The sequence below is a fragment of the Mycobacterium sp. 012931 genome (assembly GCF_000419295.1).
GTDB classification, from domain to species: domain Bacteria; phylum Actinomycetota; class Actinomycetes; order Mycobacteriales; family Mycobacteriaceae; genus Mycobacterium; species Mycobacterium marinum.
In genome coordinates this window covers 24,802-42,358 of sequence record NZ_AOPX01000001.1, presented here as the reverse complement: position 1 = coordinate 42,358, position 17,557 = coordinate 24,802, and the positions used below count along the sequence as shown (strand labels likewise).

The following is a 17,557-nucleotide window of genomic DNA, read 5'->3' as shown; positions in this document are numbered from 1 at the left end:
CGGTGTTGATCAGGAGGACCGATATGTGGGATCCCGACGTCTACCTAGCCTTTGCGGATCATCGCGGCCGCCCGTTCTATGACCTGGTCTCGCGGATAGGTGCCAAACGGGCGCGCCGAGTGGTCGACCTCGGCTGCGGGCCGGGCAACTTGACCCGATACCTGGCGCGACGCTGGCCCGAGGCGATCATCGAAGCGTGGGACAGTTCGCCGCAGATGGTCGCGGCCGCCCGGGAACGTGGAATCGATTCCACTACAGGCGACTTGCGCACGTGGAAGCCGAAGCCTGACACCGATGTGGTGATCAGCAGCGCCGCGTTGCACCGGGTGCCCGAACACGCCGACCTGATGGTCCAGTGGGCAACGGAGCTGCCGCACGGATCGTGGATCGCGGTTCAGGTTCCGGGGAACTTCGAAACACCATCGCATGCTGTGGTGCGTGCGCTGGCCCGCCGCGAACACTATGCAAAACTGATGCGCGACATACCATTTCGGGTTGGTGCCGTGGTCGGCTCACCGGCAAGCTGCGCAGGTTTGTTGATGGACGCCGGATGTAAGGTCGATGCCTTGGAGACGACCTATCTGCACCAGCTCACCGGCAAGAATCCGGTGCTGGAATGGATTACCGGCACCGCGCTGGTTCCGGCGCGGGAACGGCTCGACGACGTGAGCTGGGAACAGTTCCGCCAAGAACTGATTCCGCTGTTGGATGAGGCCTATCCGCCGCGGTCCGATGGCACGACCATGTTCCCCTTCCGGCGGTTGTTCATCGTGGCCGAGGTGGGTGGCGCCCGCCGCTCCGCTGACGTTTCCTAGTTATTGTCCTGTGCGACTTAACCTTCGATGTCACGGTCCGCCGCCGCTGACGAGTCCTCGCGTGGCGTCGGCTGATGGCTCTTCAGGTAGGTTTCGGTATAGCGCGCCGCGATGTGGGAACCGGCGAAATCCGAAGGGATCACGTCCCCGGTGCTCTGGCGCCAATCGTTGAGGAGCGCCGCCAGTTCGGCCGCGACAGGATCCGCGGACGCGGCGCCCTCGCCGGCCAGCAGGTTGGCGGTCTCGGTGGGGTCGCTGCGCAGGTCATACAATTCTTGCGCCGGACGCGGTGACGAAACCAGGGGTGCGACCGCCAGCCCGGACGGGCTTTCCTCGATGTCCTTGGGCAAATCCAGCATTGGCCGCGAGACGTAGTTCTCGATGTAGCTGTATTCCTTGGTGCGGATAGCCCGAATGGGATCGAACGAGTCGTGGTAGGTCTTCATGGCGTAGACATGCTCACGAACCGGCCGGCCATCCGCGTCGGCCTCAGGCGAGATCAGCGCGTGCGCGTGGGAGAGGCCTTCGACATCGGCGGGAATGTCGATTCCCAACAGGCTCAGTAGGGTTGGTAGCAGGTCGACCCCGCTGAACAATTCGTCATAGACCCGAGGTGGCACCGCCAGGCGCTTGGGCGGACGGACGATCATTGCAATGCCGGTACCGGCGTCATACAGCGTCGACTTGGAGCGGGGAAAGGCCGGGCCGTGATCGGTCAGGAACACCACCCAGGTGCTGGCGTCCAGCCCGGTCTGTTCGAGCGTGTCCAGGATGCGGCCGACGGCCGCGTCCGCGGTGGTGATGGCGCCATAGAAATCCGCAAGATCCTGACGCACTTCGGGGGTGTCGGGCAGGTAGTCGGGCAGGTCGACGGTCGAGCTGTCCGCGGGCTCGTAGCGTTCGTGCGGGTAGGGGCGGTGAGTTTCGAAGAACCCGGCGGTGAGCAGAAACGGCTGCCCGGCAAGGGCTGCGACGCCCTCATGCAGCCAGTTCTGCACTTTGTCCACCACGTAGTCGCAGTAGGAACTCGAGACGTCCAGCTCATCAAAGCCCAGTCGACTCGGCTGCGAAGTCTCGTGTTGCATCCCGAAAAGCGCTGAATGCCAGCCATGTTCACCGAGCAACTGGGGCAGGGTCCGGACACCGGAGCGGTACTCCCAGCCGTGATGGGCCAGACCTACCAGGCCATTGCTCTGCGGGTAGCGGCCGGTGAACAGCGAGCCGCGCGATGGCGAGCACAGCGGGGCGGTGGCGTGCGCGCGGGTGAACAGGATTGCCTCGCCGGCGAGCCGGTCCAACCGCGGGCTGTCGACATCGCGGTGGCCGTAGGCGCCCAGGTAGCGCCCCAGATCGTGCCAGTGCACGATCAGCACATTTTGCCCGCCGTCGTTGCTGCCGCTGCCCGCACCCGTCATCTTGGCCTCACCCCTTCAGCGCGCTCGCGGCGGCGACGATACCGGGTGCAGCGGATGCGCCGAAGGTCACGGCTGGTCCCACCGGTTTTCCGAAACGAACTCCGGCAGTGGCCGCGCAACGGCCCATCCGTCCAGCTCCAACGCCGGCTGCTGCGGAAACTCGGGCACCGGGCCCAGGCACAAGACTGCCACCGGTTCGGCCCCGTCGGGCATCCGCAACAGATCCGCCAACCGATGCGGGTCGAACAGCGACACCCAACCCATGCCCAGGCCTTCGGCGCGGGCGGCCAGCCACAGATTCTGGATCGCGCAGGACACCGAGGCGAGATCCATCTGCGGCAGCGTTCGCCGTCCGAAGATGTGCCCGTCGCGCCCGTCGCGCAGGGCCACCACCATCAGCTCCGCGCACTCGAGAATGCCTTCGACTTTCAGTGCGAGAAATTCCTCGGCCCGCTCGCCCAGCGCCCCGGCGGTCAGCGCCCGTTCCTCGTCGACCAGGGTGTGGATGCGTCTGCGCAGCCCCGTGTCGGTGATCCGGATGAACCGCCAGGGCTGCATCAGGCCCACGTTGGGTGCGGCGTGCGCGGCATGCAATAGGCGTGTCAGCATGTCCTCGGGCACCACGGCGCCCGGGACGAAGTGACGCATGTCCCGCCGCTCGGTGATCACGCGATACACCGCTTGCCGTTCTTGGGCGGTGAATGCGTAGTCAGTCACACAGCCATCGTAGAAATGTGAAGACTAGGAAGAGTACGAACACTAAGACGAGCATTGCGAAGGCAGACAAACGAAAGGGTGGCCCGTGAAGGTTCCCGATGTTTTCGACGACCTGCCCGCCGACCCGGCGGTCAGACGTGTCTATGGCGAGCCACACGTCACCCCCGACGGTGCGACGGTGATTCCGGTGGCCAAGATCCAGGAAGGCCGCGGCCGGCTCCGCCGCGGCCCGGACGCCGACTCCGGGCAGCCCTACGGCCTGGCTGCCGTCCCGATCGGCGTGTTCGTCATCCGCGGCGGCGACGCGAAATGGGTGCCTGCCGTCGATGCGAACCGCATCGCGCTGGTCGGAGTGCTCACCGGCCTGTTCGCGGCGGTGATCGGCAGTCTCGCGGTGCTGCGGCGTCCGCCGTGGCCCGACATCACCATCAGGGACTGTAGGTAACCCCGACCGCGCGGAAGACGTACTCCGGCGGCACGTCGAAGGCGAGTGAACGCAGCGGCAGCCGCGCCAGCACGTCCTCGGGGATGTCCGCTTTGAAGTGCAGCGAGAGGTCGCCGTGAAACCGCGGGTCGACCTTGGCGACATCGATATCGACCTGCACCCCCGTCGACGAGATCTCGGCTGTCGCCGCACCGCTGTGGGGTGCGTCCCAGCGCACGTCGATGGCCCGGCCGGCTAGCTTGGGCAGCGAGGAGAGGGTGCCCAGTACCCGCTCCTGGGTGAACGCCAAGGCGCCCGGATAGCTCGCGACGCTGTGTGAGGCCCGTACGCCCGGGATGGTTCCGGTAAATCGCCTGGTGACCGGAACATACTCCTCGAGGTAGATGAGCCCTTCGGCCTCGACCTGAGCCCGAAAATCCTCGCTGAGCTTGCCGATGCCGAACAGCCGCCGAATGATCACCGCCATGCCGCCAGTATGGGCCCGTTTTCGCGGCGCTGCATCGATGCTGGTATCCGTTGAGCATGACCCGCCCACGAATGACTTTGCCTCTTCTGCTCGCCCTGGCCGCCATCGTTGTCTACGCACTGATGTGGATCGGCTATCGCCAGGACTGGGGCTGGCTGCACGCCATGGACTGGTCGTTGTTGAACGCGTCCCATGACATTGGGGTCAAGCACCCGGGATGGGTCAACTTCTGGTTCGCCGTCTCGTTTGTGCTGGGCCCGATCACCACGCGGATCGTCGGCTTGGTGGCGATCACGATCGCGCTGGTGCAGCGCAAGATGCGGATGGCGCTGCTGTTACTGGCCTGTGTGCCGTTGAACTGGATCGTCACCATGATCGCCAAGGGACTGGCGGACCGGCCGCGACCGGTGACCAAGCTCGTCGCTGCGCATTCCGCCTCGTTCCCGTCGGGGCACGCCCTGGAGCTCACGGCCAGTGTCCTGGCGATGTTGACCTTCCTGCTTCCCATGATCCGGGTGCACTGGATGCGCATCCTGGCAGTGGTCGTGGGTGCGCTGAGCGTGTTGTTGGTGGGGATATCCCGAGTCGCGTTGAACGTGCACCACCCCTCCGACGTAATCGCCGGTTGGGCGCTGGGCTACGTGTTTTTCTTGTTCTGGCTGTGGGTGCTTCGGCCGGTCCCGGTAGCTGAGCAGGAGCCGGCCGAGCTGGTCAGCGCGGGTTAACGCCTTACCGCGCTGCGGGTTTCGCCGGGTGATCTCGGAGCAGTGGCCCAACCGGAACGAAACCTTTACTTGACCTTCAGGTTTGGCAACCTTGACGATGAAACGGTGCGTCGACTGGTAGCTGTTCTGTTCGCTGGAGTGTGCACCGTCGGTGTGGCGGTAGGGCTCGCGCCGGTGACCGCGGCGGCGGGTAATCCCTGGTTTGCCAACTCGGTCGGCAACGCCACCCAGGTGGTTTCGGTGGTCTCAACCGGCGGCTCGAACGCAAAGATGGATATCTATCAGCGCACCACCGCCGGCTGGCAGCCGCTCAAGGCCGGGATCACCACCCATGTCGGTTCGGCGGGGATGGCGCCGAAGGCCAAGAGCGGCTATCCGGCAACCCCGATGGGCGTCTACAGCCTCGACTCCGCGTTCGGCACTGCCCCGAATCCCGGTGGGAGACTGCCCTATACCCAAGTCGGACCCAATCACTGGTGGAGCGGCGACGACAACAGCCCCACCTTCAACTCCATGCAGGTGTGTAAGAAGTCCGACTGTCCGTTCAGCACGTCCGCGAGCGAAAACCTGCAGATTCCGCAGTACAAGCACTCGGTGGTGATGGGCGTCAACAAGAACAAAGTTCCCGGGGGCGGCTCGGCGTTCTTCTTTCACACCACCGACGGCGGCCCCACCGCCGGGTGCGTGGCGATCGACGATGCCACGCTGGTGCAGATCATCCGCTGGCTGCGTCCCGGCGCGGTGATCGCAATCGCCAAGTGACCCTCAGATCAATCGGCAAGAGCGCGACCGGGTTTCACCTGAAAGCCGATATTGGCCAATGACATCGTCGCCTCGTAGGTGCGGTCGTAGCCGGTGGCGGTGATCCGCCAGCCGGCCGCGGTGCGCCGGTACTGGTCGCGGTAGAACGCCGCACCGATGAGCATGAAATTGGCTTCGGCGACGATCACCCGGTCCTGCAAATACCAGCGGCCGGTCGCCGTATCGCCGGTGACGGTGATTTCCGGATGGGTAACCCGATGTTCGGTGATGATGGTGGGGCCCAGTGCTGAGCGCATGTAGTCCACCAAGTCGGTGCGGTTGGTGAAGTGCAGCTCGGTGCCGACCGACGACCCGTAGTCGCCGACGACATCTTCGGTCAGGGTGTCGGCGAATTCGTCCCAATGCTTGGTGTCCAGCGCGCGCAGGTAGCGGTATTTGACCTGTTGGATCGCCGCAATGTCGGCGGTGACATCGGGCGAGACATCGTTTCGGCTCATCACGCCATTGCAGCACAACTGCTGCCCGGCGCGCCCCGCGTCTTTGAACTCGACCCGCGGTGGCTTACCTTGGGAGTATGAGCCAATCCCGGTACGCGGGGTTGTCCCGCAGCGAGCTGGCAATCCTGGTACCTGAGCTGCTGCTGATCGGCCAGTTGATCGACCGTTCGGGGATGGCTTGGTGCATTCAGGCGTTCGGCCGCGAGGAGATGCTGCAGATCGCCATCGAAGAATGGGCGGGTGCCAGCCCGATCTACACCAAGCGCATGCAGCGGGCGCTCAACTTCGAGGGCACCGACGTGCCCACCATCTTCAAAGGCCTCCAGCTGGACATCGGCGCTCCGCCGCAGTTCATGGACTTCCGCTATGGGCTCCATGATCGCTGGCACGGTGAATTCCACCTGGACCATTGCGGCGCCCTGCTCGACGTCGAACCAATGGGCGATGAGTACGTCTTCGGGATGTGTCACACCATCGAGGACCCGACGTTCGATGCGACCGCGATCGCAACCAACCCACGCGCCCAGGTGCGTCCGATTCACCGCCCGCCCCGTAGCCCAGCGGACCGGCATCCGCACTGTGCCTGGACGGTCATCATCGACGAGGCCTATCCCGAGGTCAAGGGAATTCCGGCGCTGGACGTGGTCCGTGAAACCAAGGCCGCCGCTTGGAAATTAGCTGCGATCGATCCCTCCGAGGAGGGGCTGGCGGACTACTCGGGTGCGCTCCTGTCCGATCTGGACTTCACCGACTTCTCGCACTCCGCGCTGGTGCGGATGGCGGAGGAAGTGTGTCTGCAGATGCACCTGCTCAACCTGTCGTTCGGCATCGCGGTGCGCGAACGGGCCGGGGCGGACGCCGAACTGGCCGTATCCGTGGGCACCCGCCAGTTGACCGGAGTGGCCGGTTTGGCCGCCGAACGCATTCAACGGGCGCTGGGACTACCCGGCGGCGCCGAAGGGGTGCTGCGGGTGTTCGAACTGCATCCACTGTTCAATCCCGCTGGCTACGTTGTGGCCGAGACGGTTGCGGACCGACTGCTGGTTCATCGCTCGCCGGCCCACGACGACGGGGCATGGATTTCGCTGTGCACGCCGGAATCCGTGCAGCCGCTGCAGGCGATCGCGACCGCCGTCGAACCCCACCTCGAGGTTCGGGTGGCCGGGACGGACACCGACTGGACTGCTGAGCTGGTGCGAACCGAAAAACCGGCCGACGAGCTGCCGGAGGTGTTGGTAGCCAAGGTAAGTCATGGTGCACAGTTTCAGTTCCAGCCCAGGCGTTCGCTGCCCCTCACCGTGGTCTGATTTGGCACCGTCTGTCAAGGTGGCGTTTATACCTTTTTGATGACGACACGGCCTCGAGCGCATACCAATCAGATTGGCAAGGAACTATATACGGCCCGTTCACGACTATGGTTAACGCTGGCCACCGACCCTTTCGACGAAAGTATTCTCATATGTACGACCCGCTGGGGTTGTCGATCGGGACCATGAACTTGGTTGCGGCGTCTAACGGTAAGCCTGCCGTTATTCGCCGTGCCGTGCTCACACTGTACCCGCACTGCGCCCCGAAAATTGGTGTGCTCGGCGAGAACCCGAGCCTGGACCAGCCCGGCACCTTCATGAGCGGCTTTGTCGAGCGCATCGGTGACTCGGTCGCATTGGTGTCTCCGGACGGATCGGCTCATGATCCGGATCTTCTGATGGTCGAGGCGCTGGACGCGATGGTTGTTGCTGCCGGGGCTGATTCGAATTCCTCCGAAATTGTGATTGCTGTTCCGGCGCACTGGAAACCGACAGCGGTACAGGCGCTGCGTAACGGCTTGCGGACACACGTCGGCTTTGTCCGCAGTGGCATGGCGCCTCGGCTGGTCCCGGATGCGGTGGCGGCGATGGCGGCGGCGAACTCGGAACTGGGTATTCCGGCCGATGGGGTCGTGGGCCTGCTGGATTTCGGTGCCTCGGCCTCCTACGTCACGCTGATGGAGGCCAAGTCGGATTTCGAGCCCGTCTGCGCCACAATGCGTTACGAGGACTTCTCGGGCAATCAGATCGACCAGGCGTTGATGTTGCACGTCATCGAGGAACTTGGCCCCAACGGCGTCGACCAGGCCGGGACCGCCGCGGCCAGTCAACTCGGCCTGCTCAGAGAGCAGTGTCGTGCGGCCAAAGAGCGGTTGTCCATCGACGCGGTAACGGAATTGGCCGTCGATCTCGCCGGATCCGCGACGACCATTGAGGTCACGCGAGATCAGCTAGAAGACCTGATCCAGGATCAGCTCACCGGTTTCGTCTATGCGTTCGATGACCTGCTCGCCCGTAACAACGCCAGCTGGGCCGATCTCTCGGCGGTGGTCACCGTTGGCGGCGGCGCCAGTATTCCGCTTGTCACACAACGTCTTTCCGTCCATACCAGGCTACCCGTGCTGGTCGTGCCGGAACCGGCGTGCGCGGCGGCAAACGGTGCGCTGGCGCTGGCCGCCCGCGGCAAGGAACTCGACTTCCGCACCCGAACGTCGATCGGTTTGCCGGCGGCTTCGGCGGCTACCGCCGCAACGACAGTGATCGAGCCGCCGGCCGGTGACGTCATGGTGATCGACCAGGACGCCCTGACCGATCGCGAATTGGCCTGGTCACAGACCGACTTTCCCAGTGAAGGGCTGGTGCGATTCGAGGGCGATTCCTACAGCGAAGAGGGCCCCTGCTGGTCGATGCGGTTGAACATGATCGAACCGCTCAAAGAACCGGCGTGGCGGCGATTTCGGGTGTCCCAGGTGCTGATCGGACTCTCGGCCGTGGTGGCGATGACCGCGATCGGGGGCGTGGCATTCACGTTGACGGCCATCGAGCGCCGCCAGAGTCCGGTAGTGCCCAGTGTGGGGCCGCTACCGGCGCCATCTCGATCCATTGCCGCGAGCTCCGCGCCGCCCAAGGCGCTGGAGCCAAGCTTTGTCCCACCGCCCGCCAGCGCCGCGCGGGCGCCCAGCGCCGCGCCCGCTCCCACCAGTGTCGCGCCGCCGCCGCGTCCGGTCGCAACGGCGACAACCACGGTGGCGCCCCCGGTGACGACCACCAAGACGACGGTGCCGCCCACCACCGCCGCGACGACCACCCCGACGACCACGCCGCCGCCGACCACGACGGCGCCCCCAACCACGACCGCGCCGCCGAGCACCACCTCGACGGTCAAGATGACCACGGAGTGGTTGCATGTCCCGCTGTTGCCGATCCCGATACCCATCCGGGTGCCGGCCAGTCAGGCGCCGCCGAGTCCCGTCTCGCAGAACCCCGGCCCGCAGAACCCCTTCATGAGCCCCGGCACCCCCTGAGCTAGCACCGCAGCGCCGGCCGATTTGAGCTTGATCAGAATCGGTCCGCGCCCTGGCCCGGGCGAGTAGTGTTTGAGCTGGCAAAACTGCATACGCGCCAGCTGATCCGGATGTAACTCGTCGCACCCGCATTGCGGCGCGAAGACTGTCGACGGCGGCCCGCGCGGTGCGCTCGTCCGCCCCAGACTCCATGGCTAGCTATCACCCGGCTTGGAGGGGCTATGGACATCGTGCTTGGGGTATCGATGGAGCCCGGTGCGGTTCGCTTGGTGCTGGTCGAAGGCATTGATGCGGACGGGGTGACGGTCGAGGAAGACACGTTCGAGCTCGACACGGCCGACCGCTCGCAAGGCGCACCCGCTGCCGCGGTGGCCGCGTTGATCGGCACCCGCGAGGGTGCGATCGAAGGCGGCTACCGGCTGATGTCGGCGGGCGTGACCTGGACAGAACCCACCGACGTCGCGGCCCTGCGTGCCGAACTCGCCGGACATGATGCCGGCAGCGTCATGCTGGTCTCGCCCCTGCTGGCCGCCGCCGCGCTGGCCCAAACGGTTGGCTGCGCGCTTGACTACGAATACATCGCGATGCTGTTCGTCGAGGCCGACAGCGCGACGCTGGCCGTAGTTGACATCGGCGACGGCTCGATCGTCGACCTGCACCGCAGGTCGTTGGGTGCCGAATCCACGGCGGCCGATCTGACTTCGCTGGTGGGCGGGCTGGCGACCGCGCAGTCGGTGGCCGAGGGCGTGTTCGTCGTCGGCTGTGGGGTCGACATCGTCGCGCTCAAGCCCGTGCTGGAGGCGGCGACGTCGCTGGTGGTGAGCGTTCCCGAGGAGCCGGACATGGCGCTGGCCCGGGGAGCGGCGCTGGCGTCGGCCAATGCGCCGCTGTTCGCCTCGTCCACCTCGGCGCTGGCCTATGCGCTGGATCCGGGCACCGGCGAGGTGAATCCTCGTGCGCTCGCCCCCAGCTACCTCGACGTCTGCGCCAACGCGGACCGCGGCGCCGGCGCGCTGGCCTACAGTGCCCTCGCCGATGACGGCGAAGACGCCGTCGAGGGCCGGCGCCGGCCGCTGGTGCTGGCCGGTAGCGCGATGCTGGGGATTGCCGCCTTTGCCGCCGGGCTGATGGTGGTGACGCTCACCTCGGACGTCCGTCCCGCTGCGGCCACCCAGCCAAGCCCGCGAGAAGGGGTTCTGACCCCAGCGTCGCCGGCGGCTCCGCCGAAGACGGCGACTCCGGTGCCGGCCAAGGCGCCCGCGCAGGTGCCCGCCCCTGGTCCGGCGCCGGCAGCGTCCCCGGTTCCGGTGGCCGCCCCGCCGTCGGTGGTACAGCCACCCCCGGTGGTGCGGGCGCCGCGCCCAACGGTGGTCAAGCCGCCGCCGCAATACATTGCGCCCGCGACGCAGCCCCGGCGGACTCCGGCCCCGCAGGCTCCGGCACTGACCCCGGTGCAGGCCCCGGCCCCGGAAGTGCCGCCGCCGGTCGCGGTGCCCGAACCCGCCCCGGCCCCACCGGTGCCTACCCAAGCCCGGATGACGATGTACCTGCACCTGCCGTTCGTGTCGATTCCCATTCCGATCAACCCGCCCCCACCCCCAGCACCGCCGCCGGAGCCGGCGCCGGTCGAGCCGCCACCGCCCGAACCCGGGCCGTAGGCACGTGGCGCATCGGCTTGGGTGCGCGCAGACTGGGCATCAAGGGCATGAACCGCGAGGAGATGGTGTGGGCGACAACGGTGGTTTCGGATTTGATCCCGACGACTTCGATCGGGTGATCAGGGAGGGAAGTGAGGGGCTGCGCGACGCGTTCGAGCGAATCGGCAGGTTCGTCTCCGGCCCGGGTGACCGGCCCGCGTGGTCGATGATCTTCGAAGATCCCGGGCATCGCCGGCGCCCCGCGCCGGAAACCGCGGGCGAAGCCGGCGACGGCGTGTGGGCCATCTACACGGTGGATGCCGATGGCGGTGCCCGCGTCGAACAGGTCTATGCGACCGAACTGGACGCGTTGCGGGCGAACAAGGACAACACCGATTCCAGGCGCAAGGTCCGCTTCTTGCCGTACGGCATCGCGGTCAGCGTCCTGGACGACTCGTCCGGCGAGCCCGAGTAGTCGGTCCCGCGCCGGTGCCGGCCCGCGAGATGCGGGTGCCGCGCTGGCCAGCCTTGTTCGATGACATTCCCGCTGCCGGACTTGCTGATCTTGGGTGAGCCCGACTGGTAGGTCACCTTGTTGTTGAGTCCCGAGGCCGTGATGCGGTCGGCGGTCTCGACGGTGACCGTGTTCTGCAGCCCAGACACCGAAACGCTGGCGCAGTGGCCGGTGATGGTGACCGTGTTGGACATTCCGCTGACGTGACGATGTTGTCATTGCAGGTAATCGTCTGGCTCTGGTTGACACCCACAACGCTGATCGTGCTGCCCGCGGGCGGCCCGGCCGACGTCGATGGCCCGGCGGTCGGGGTTTGGGTCTTGTTCCCCGGGGACATCGGCCCCGGTGGGGTAGAGATCACCGTGGTGCCGGGCGACAAAGTTGTGAACGGTTCGGAAACCCGGTTTACCGCGAACAGGGCGACCGCTGCCACCGCCCCCAGGATGCCGACGACAAAAACGGCGGCAATTATCCAGAACGCCCGGTTGCCCGAGGACGAACGCGGCGTGGCCCCGGGGAAGGCCGGCTGATAGCCATAAGGCGGTGGTGACGGTGGCACCGAGCCCGGCGGCGGCTGGTAACCCGGATAACCCTGGTAGTTCTGGTAGGCAGACTCGCCGGCCGGCTGTGAGCTGCCCAGTTCGGATGCGCGCGCCGCATCGGCCAGCGGTTGCTCGAGCTGGCGGATCCGAGCTTCGGGGTCATCCTCTGGATTCATGCACAGATGCTCCCACACCGGATTCGTGCCGAATAGGGCCTCTTCCTTGGGTAGTTTCGGTATGTGTCGGACTTGCTGAACAGTCAGATCGTGTTGCGTCGTCGCCCCAGCGGCCTAGTCCAACCCGGAGACACGATGCTGGTCACCATGCCGGCACCCGAACCGGCCGACGGTGAGGCGCTCCTGCGTACCACCTACGTCGGTATCGATGCCGCCGCACGGACCTGGCTCGATGACCAGCCCGGCTACCTGCCGTCGGTGCGCTTGGGTGAGGTGATCCGGGCCGCCGGGATCGGTGAAGTGGTCGAATCACGTTGCGACGCTTACGCCGTCGGCGACGTGGTGACCACGTTGACGGGGTTTCAGGAGTACGTGATCATCCGCGACGACGTGTTCAGCACGCCGATTCCGGGCGAGGATGACCAGTTGGCGATCATGTCGGTGTACGGCCCCACCGGCGCCACCGCCTACTTCGGCATGACCGACATCGGCCGGCCGCAGCCGGGGGAAACCGTGGTGGTCTCCGACGCGGCCGGCGCCACCGGGTCGATCGCCGGGCAGATCGCCAAGATCGCCGGCGCCCGAGTGGTGGGCATTGCCGGTGGGCGGGAGAAATGCCGGGCGGTGGTCGAGAACTTCGGTTTCGACGCGTGCATCGACTACAAGAACGACGACTTGGACGCGGCGCTCAAAGCGCACTGCCCCCGGCGCGTCGATGTCTATTTCGACAACGTCGGCGGCCCGATCCTCGACGCGGTGCTGGGCCGGCTCGCCCCCAAGGCCCGAGTTGTGCTGTGCGGGGTTATCTCTAGCTATCTGACCGGTGAACATCCGGGGCCGGCCAACTACGTCAACCTGCTGTCCAAGACCGCGTTGATGCAGGGGTTCAACGCGCTCGATCAATGGGGCCGTTTCGACGAGGCCTTCGCCAACCTGCGCAAATGGGAGGCCGAGGGGCGTCTCAAGCACCGGCAGACCGTCTACGAAGGTATTGACTCCTGCGTAGATGCGCTTAACGGATTGTTTACCGGGGCAAATATCGGCAAGACGCTGGTCAAGCTCGGCGAACCCTCAGGGCATATTTCTGTGGCACGACGAGTTTGACGGCCCGGCCGGCTCTGCCCCCGATCCGTCCAAGTGGCAGGTGTCCAACCACCGGACGCCAATCCGCAACCCAGTGGGCTTTGACCGGCCCGAATTTTGGGGGCAGTACCGCGACAACCGTCAACACGTCTTCCTCGACGGCAACTCCAACCTGGTCCTGCGCGCCACCAGGAGCGGCAACGACTACTTCGGTGGCCTGGTGCATGGCCTCTGGCGCGGCGGCATCGGGACCACCTGGGAAGCCCGCATCAAGTTCAACTGCCTGGCGCCCGGTATGTGGCCGGCCTGGTGGCTGTCCAACGACGATCCCGGCCGCAGCGGCGAAATCGACCTGATCGAGTGGTACGGCAACGGCTCCTGGCCGTCGGGGACCACCGTGCACGCCAACCCCGACGGAACGGCATTCGCGACCTTCCCGATCGGTGTGGACGACAACTGGCACAACTGGCGGGTCACCTGGAACGTGACCGGCATGTACTTCTGGCTCGACTATGCCGACGGCATGCAGCCCTACTTCAGCGTTCCGGCCACCGGCATCGAGGACTTGAACGAGCCCATCCGTGAATGGCCGTTCAACGACCCCGACTACACCGTGTTCCCGGTGTTGAACCTTGCGGTCGGTGGTTCCGGTGGCGGCGACCCCGCGGCGGGTACGTATCCCCAGGAAATGCTCGTCGACTGGGTGCGCGTCTTCTAAGGGCTTCACACGCTCTACCGCGTGACCGCGGTACCCGAAGTTCCTGGCAGTTCTTGCGCTGTAGGCATCCGGTGCGCAACGGTGGCACCGGGAGACAGCATGGAATTTCTGGTCAGCATGACCATCGAGGTTCCCCGGGGCACACCGGCGGCTGAGATCGATCGGGCCCGGGTGAGCGAGAACGCCGGCTGGCGTGAGCTGGGCGCCCAGGGCCGCCTGCTGCGGTTGTGGCGTCGGCCGTGCGGACCGGGCCAATGGTGCACCCTGGGCCTGTTCGCCGCGCGCGACGAGCCGTCACTGCGCAAGCTGCTGGCGACGGTGCCGCTGCAGGATTGGCGCAGCGACGAGGTCGCCGTGCTCAGCGCCCACCCCAACGACCCGCTCGGTGCTGGGGTAACCCCTCGGCCCGGTAAGGCGCCGGAATTCTTGATCACGACCACGCTCACCGTCCCGTCCGGCACGTCGGCGCGGGTTGTCGACGACGCCACCGAGCGCGAGGCCCGCCGTTGTCACGAGCTGGCCGAGGCCGGTCATCTGGTGCGGTTCTGGGCGCTGCCGGCCGGCCCGGACGGCCCGCGGATGCTGGGGTTATGGCGTGCGCGCGACCCCGGCGAGCTGATGGCCGTCGTGGAGTCGCTCCCGCTTTCGGGGTGGATGACCATCGAAACCACCCCGCTGCGACCCCACCCCAGCGACCCGATCCGGCTGTCTTGGGCGCGCCGCGCGGGAGACTGGCGCAAACCGAACCGCCAGTGCTGAAGCCCGCGCCCGGGCGCTGGTTAGGGTGGAGCGAATGAACGGGCGGCCGTGGCAACGAGCGCGCAGCATCAAACAGATCACCCGGGGCCTGGGGGCGCTGGATCGGGAATTGTTCGAAGCGATTGCCGACATACCCACCCCGCTGCTCGACACGGTCATGCCGCCGCTGACCCGCGCGGCCGACCATTCCAAGTTGTGGTTCGCGATGGCCGCGGGCCTGCTCGCGTCGAGAAGTCAGTCCGCGCAACGGGGCGCGGTGCGCGGGGTGGTGACGCTGGGGACGGCCAGCTTGTTTACCAACCAGGTGGCCAAGCGGATCCGGCAGCGCCCGCGTCCGCTCTCGGACTCGGTGCCGCTGGCCAGACGAGTCCGACGCCGGCCGACATCCAATTCGCTGCCGTCCGGGCACTCCGCCAGCGCCGCCGCATTTGCCATCGGCGTAGGTCTGGAGAATCCGCCTCTGGGCCTAGGCTTTTCGGTGCTGGCCGCGTTGGTCGGGCTGTCGCGGGTGGCGACCGGGGTGCACTATCCCGGCGATGTGCTGGCCGGATTCGGCATTGGTGCCGGCGTTGCCGTGCTGGGCGGCCGGCTGGTCCCACCGATTATCGAGACGGCGCTGCCCAAAACGGAACCGCTCTGGGTGCAAACACCGCAGCGGCCCGACGGTTCCGGAGTGGTCTTGGTGGTCAACCCGGCATCGGGCAGCGGCACCGGGGCCCAGGTCATCGACGAGGTGCGTGCGGGCCTGCCGAAGGCGCGGATCGTCGAACTGGCCGCGGGCGACGACCCGCAGCGGGTGCTGCGCGAGGCGGCCGCACAGGCCGAAGTGCTGGCGGTCGGTGGCGGTGACGGCACGGTGGCCGCCGCCGCGGCGGCGGCGGTTGACGCGGGACTGCCGCTGGCGGTGTTTCCCGCCGGAACCTTCAACCACTTCGCCAAGGACATCGGCTGCGACAGCGTGGCACAGACCATCGACGCGGTCCGGCGCGGCAGCGTGGCGCGCGTCGACCTGTTGTGTCTGAACGAAAGCCAGATGGTGATCAACACGGCCAGCATCGGCGCCTACCCCAAATTCGTCCGGTACCGGGAAAAGCTGGAAAAGCGCATCGGCAAACCGCTGGCCAGCATGTACGCGATGTTGCACACACTGCGCAAAGACCAGCCCGTGCGCATCCGGTACGACAACAAGACGCTGCAGACATCGCTGCTGCTCATCGGCAACTCGGTGTACCTGCCGGCCGGATTCGCCCCCTCGCGGCGCACCCGCATGGACGATGGCCTGATCGACGTGCGCATCCTCGAGACCGGACGCCGCTTGGCGACCGTCAGGATCCTCACCGCGCTGGCCCTGGGCCGGCTGCAGCGCAGCCCGCTCTACCACGAACTGCAAGTGCCCGAATTCAGCTTCAGCACCGTGGACGCGCCGACCGTGCTTGCTCATGACGGCGAGGTGGGTGAGCAATACGACCAGGCCAGTTTCACCGCGAAGTATCGGGTGCTGGCGGTGTTTCGCCCGGGCCCGGGACGCTAGCCACTCCTTCGGTCAGCTCGCGCACCTGCGCATAGCGCTGGCGTACGGCGGGTGACGGCTCGCCGGTGTACTCGTCGGTTGCCGGTGGCTGCCACGAGGGTGGCCGAGTCGAGCCGCGCAGCGCCCACGCGGCCTGCCGGGCAGCCCCCAGGGCGACGTACTCCGCGGGGTCCGGAACCAGCACGGGCACACCGAATATCAGCGGCGCGATCTCGCGCAGCGCCTGCGATCGGGCGCCGCCGCCGATCAGCAGGACCCGGCGTGCGACCACGCCGTGTTCGGTGAGCTGCGCCAGGCCGTCAGCCAATGCGCACAGCAGCCCTTCCACCGCCGCCCGGGCCAGGTGCGCGGGCGTGGCGTTGGCCAGCCGCAGGCCATGTAGTGCGCCAGTTGCCTTGGGCCGGTTAGGGGTTCGCTCGCCTTCCAAGTACGGGACAAGAACCAGTCCGGCGCTGCCGGGCGGCGCCGACAGCGCCAGCCGGGACAACTCGTCGTGGTCGACCCGCAACATCGCCGCCGCCGCATCGAGCACCCGGGCACCGTTGAGCGTGCACACCAACGGCAGATAGCGTCCGGTGCCGTCGGCGAACCCGGCAACCAGACCCGCCTCGTCGCGAACCGGATCGGCCGCGACGGCGCACACCACCCCCGAGGTCCCGATCGAGACCATCACGTCGCCTTCGTCGGCCCCAGGCCCAGCGCCGCGGCGGCGTTGTCGCCCAGACCCGCGCCGAATATTTTGCTGCCGCGGGTAGCTCGCGCCGACGGTCCGAGCACCCTGGGCAGGTTGGGGCGGCGGCCGTGCATGGCCAGTTCGAGTAGGTCAAAGCGGTAGCGATCGCTGCCGGCGTCGTAGTAGCCGGTGCCGCTGGCGTCGCTGCGGTCGGTGGTCAGCGTGGCGACATCGGTGTCCCCGCGTAACCGCCACGTCAGCCAGTCATGAGGCAGACAGACCGCGGCGGTGCGGTCGGCATGTTGCGGTTCGTTGTCGGCGAGCCAGCGCAGCTTGGCCACCGTGACCGCGGCCAACGGCACCAGGCCGACGGCTTGTGCCCACGCCCGTGGGCCACCGAGTTCGTCGATGAGCGCCAGGGGCGCGTCGGCCGAGCGGACGTCGTTCCACAGCAGCGCGGGCCGCACCACCACTTCGGCCATGTCCAGGCACACCATGCCGTGTTGCTGGGCGCCCACCGCCACCGCCTCGACATCGTCGAATCCGCCGGCGGCCGCGATCGCTGTGTGTGCGGCGGATTCCCATGCGGCAGGATCGATTTCGGTTCCATCGGGGTGTGCGGCCTGGCCCCTGCGGGCCACCTCACCGGTGTCGGCGTCACATGCCAGCACCTTGCAGGACTGGGTGGACGAGTCGATGCCGGCGACGAGGGTCACGTTCGCGCCGCCGATGCCATTCGGACCGCACCGCG

15 protein-coding genes and 3 pseudogenes are annotated in these 17,557 nt (G+C 66.9%); 12 read left to right on the top strand and 6 right to left on the bottom strand.

Annotation, left to right across the window (positions count from 1 at the left end):
- The first annotated feature begins 23 nt into the window (after nt 1-23).
- Nucleotides 24-815: a trans-aconitate 2-methyltransferase gene (locus tag MMSP_RS00215; protein ID WP_036425857.1), complete on the top strand. Its 792-nt coding sequence runs from the start codon at nt 24-26 to the stop codon at nt 813-815.
- 17 nt (nt 816-832) lie between these two features.
- Here the strand turns inward: MMSP_RS00215 and MMSP_RS00210 are convergent, their stop codons facing one another.
- Both MMSP_RS00210 and bluB read right to left on the bottom strand, forming a co-directional pair.
- The gene (locus MMSP_RS00210) at nt 833-2,230 is read right to left on the bottom strand and encodes a sulfatase (RefSeq protein WP_020784980.1); all 1,398 of its coding nucleotides are present in this window, start codon (nt 2,228-2,230) and stop codon (nt 833-835) included.
- Between the two features lie 66 nt (nt 2,231-2,296).
- Nucleotides 2,297-2,947 (bottom strand): 5,6-dimethylbenzimidazole synthase, encoded by a 651-nt coding sequence (gene bluB / locus MMSP_RS00205; protein ID WP_036425854.1) that lies wholly within the window; start codon nt 2,945-2,947, stop codon nt 2,297-2,299.
- A gap of 85 nt (nt 2,948-3,032) precedes the next feature.
- Here bluB and MMSP_RS00200 point away from each other — a divergent pair, with 85 nt between their 5' ends.
- On the top strand, nt 3,033-3,392 hold the full coding sequence (locus tag MMSP_RS00200; protein ID WP_020784978.1) for a hypothetical protein: 360 nt from the start codon (nt 3,033-3,035) through the stop codon (nt 3,390-3,392).
- Here MMSP_RS00200 and MMSP_RS00195 read toward each other — a convergent pair.
- The gene (locus tag MMSP_RS00195; RefSeq protein ID WP_015354290.1) at nt 3,376-3,858 is read right to left on the bottom strand and encodes a hypothetical protein; all 483 of its coding nucleotides are present in this window, start codon (nt 3,856-3,858) and stop codon (nt 3,376-3,378) included. The two genes, MMSP_RS00200 and MMSP_RS00195, sit on opposite strands and share 17 nt — an antisense overlap.
- 56 nt (nt 3,859-3,914) lie before the next feature.
- Between MMSP_RS00195 and MMSP_RS00190 the strand changes: the two genes are divergently transcribed.
- Complete coding sequence (locus MMSP_RS00190) at nt 3,915-4,583, top strand: phosphatase PAP2 family protein (protein WP_020784976.1); 669 nt, start codon at nt 3,915-3,917, stop codon at nt 4,581-4,583.
- 105 nt (nt 4,584-4,688) lie between these two features.
- Nucleotides 4,689-5,345, top strand: a complete 657-nt coding sequence (locus MMSP_RS00185) for a L,D-transpeptidase (RefSeq protein ID WP_036426966.1) — start codon at nt 4,689-4,691, stop codon at nt 5,343-5,345.
- 8 nt (nt 5,346-5,353) lie between these two features.
- Here the strand turns inward: MMSP_RS00185 and MMSP_RS00180 are convergent, their stop codons facing one another.
- Nucleotides 5,354-5,860: a nuclear transport factor 2 family protein gene (locus MMSP_RS00180; RefSeq protein ID WP_036425850.1), complete on the bottom strand. Its 507-nt coding sequence runs from the start codon at nt 5,858-5,860 to the stop codon at nt 5,354-5,356.
- Between the two features lie 59 nt (nt 5,861-5,919).
- Between MMSP_RS00180 and MMSP_RS00175 the strand changes: the two genes are divergently transcribed.
- The 4 genes from MMSP_RS00175 to MMSP_RS00160 all read left to right on the top strand — a co-directional run bounded on the left by MMSP_RS00175 (nt 5,920) and on the right by MMSP_RS00160 (nt 11,285).
- Nucleotides 5,920-7,149, top strand: coding sequence for a hypothetical protein (locus tag MMSP_RS00175; RefSeq protein WP_015354294.1), 1,230 nt, complete (start codon nt 5,920-5,922; stop codon nt 7,147-7,149).
- A 152-nt stretch (nt 7,150-7,301) separates the two neighbouring features.
- Nucleotides 7,302-9,173, top strand: a complete 1,872-nt coding sequence (locus tag MMSP_RS00170; RefSeq protein ID WP_020784973.1) for an Hsp70 family protein — start codon at nt 7,302-7,304, stop codon at nt 9,171-9,173.
- A gap of 221 nt (nt 9,174-9,394) precedes the next feature.
- Nucleotides 9,395-10,831: a hypothetical protein gene (locus MMSP_RS00165; protein WP_020784972.1), complete on the top strand. Its 1,437-nt coding sequence runs from the start codon at nt 9,395-9,397 to the stop codon at nt 10,829-10,831.
- A gap of 67 nt (nt 10,832-10,898) precedes the next feature.
- Nucleotides 10,899-11,285 (top strand): hypothetical protein, encoded by a 387-nt coding sequence (locus MMSP_RS00160; RefSeq protein ID WP_020784971.1) that lies wholly within the window; start codon nt 10,899-10,901, stop codon nt 11,283-11,285.
- A gap of 50 nt (nt 11,286-11,335) precedes the next feature.
- On the opposite strand, the pseudogene MMSP_RS25430 reads toward MMSP_RS00160, so the two are convergent.
- Nucleotides 11,336-12,042 (bottom strand): annotated as a pseudogene (locus tag MMSP_RS25430) (DUF3060 domain-containing protein); the annotation flags it as partial.
- 63 nt (nt 12,043-12,105) lie between these two features.
- Between MMSP_RS25430 and MMSP_RS00150 the strand changes: the two are divergent.
- From MMSP_RS00150 to MMSP_RS00135, 4 genes and pseudogenes are all read left to right on the top strand, one after another.
- Entirely contained in the window at nt 12,106-13,146 is a 1,041-nt protein-coding gene (locus MMSP_RS00150; RefSeq protein ID WP_036425845.1) for an NADP-dependent oxidoreductase, read from the top strand.
- Nucleotides 13,124-13,843: pseudogene (locus MMSP_RS00145) on the top strand (family 16 glycosylhydrolase); the annotation flags it as partial. The gene MMSP_RS00150 and the pseudogene MMSP_RS00145, both read left to right, overlap by 23 nt.
- A 99-nt stretch (nt 13,844-13,942) precedes the next feature.
- Nucleotides 13,943-14,602 (top strand): muconolactone Delta-isomerase family protein, encoded by a 660-nt coding sequence (locus MMSP_RS00140; RefSeq protein WP_036425843.1) that lies wholly within the window; start codon nt 13,943-13,945, stop codon nt 14,600-14,602.
- A gap of 34 nt (nt 14,603-14,636) precedes the next feature.
- Nucleotides 14,637-16,133: a bifunctional phosphatase PAP2/diacylglycerol kinase family protein gene (locus tag MMSP_RS00135; protein WP_020784967.1), complete on the top strand. Its 1,497-nt coding sequence runs from the start codon at nt 14,637-14,639 to the stop codon at nt 16,131-16,133.
- Here the strand turns inward: MMSP_RS00135 and MMSP_RS00130 are convergent.
- Nucleotides 16,081-17,522 (bottom strand): annotated as a pseudogene (locus MMSP_RS00130) (xylulokinase). The gene MMSP_RS00135 and the pseudogene MMSP_RS00130 overlap by 53 nt on opposite strands.
- Nucleotides 17,523-17,557: the final 35 nt, after the last annotated feature.

Coding starts and splice junctions, on each gene's coding strand:
- MMSP_RS00170 (WP_020784973.1), top strand. CDS start 7,302: ATGTACGACCCGCTGGGGTTGTCGATCGGGACCATGAACTTGGTTGCG.
- MMSP_RS00215 (WP_036425857.1), top strand. CDS start 24: ATGTGGGATCCCGACGTCTACCTAGCCTTTGCGGATCATCGCGGCCGC.
- MMSP_RS00175 (WP_015354294.1), top strand. CDS start 5,920: ATGAGCCAATCCCGGTACGCGGGGTTGTCCCGCAGCGAGCTGGCAATC.
- MMSP_RS00190 (WP_020784976.1), top strand. CDS start 3,915: ATGACCCGCCCACGAATGACTTTGCCTCTTCTGCTCGCCCTGGCCGCC.
- MMSP_RS00165 (WP_020784972.1), top strand. CDS start 9,395: ATGGACATCGTGCTTGGGGTATCGATGGAGCCCGGTGCGGTTCGCTTG.
- MMSP_RS00140 (WP_036425843.1), top strand. CDS start 13,943: ATGGAATTTCTGGTCAGCATGACCATCGAGGTTCCCCGGGGCACACCG.
- MMSP_RS00210 (WP_020784980.1), bottom strand. CDS start 2,230: ATGACGGGTGCGGGCAGCGGCAGCAACGACGGCGGGCAAAATGTGCTG.
- MMSP_RS00195 (WP_015354290.1), bottom strand. CDS start 3,858: ATGGCGGTGATCATTCGGCGGCTGTTCGGCATCGGCAAGCTCAGCGAG.
- MMSP_RS00135 (WP_020784967.1), top strand. CDS start 14,637: ATGAACGGGCGGCCGTGGCAACGAGCGCGCAGCATCAAACAGATCACC.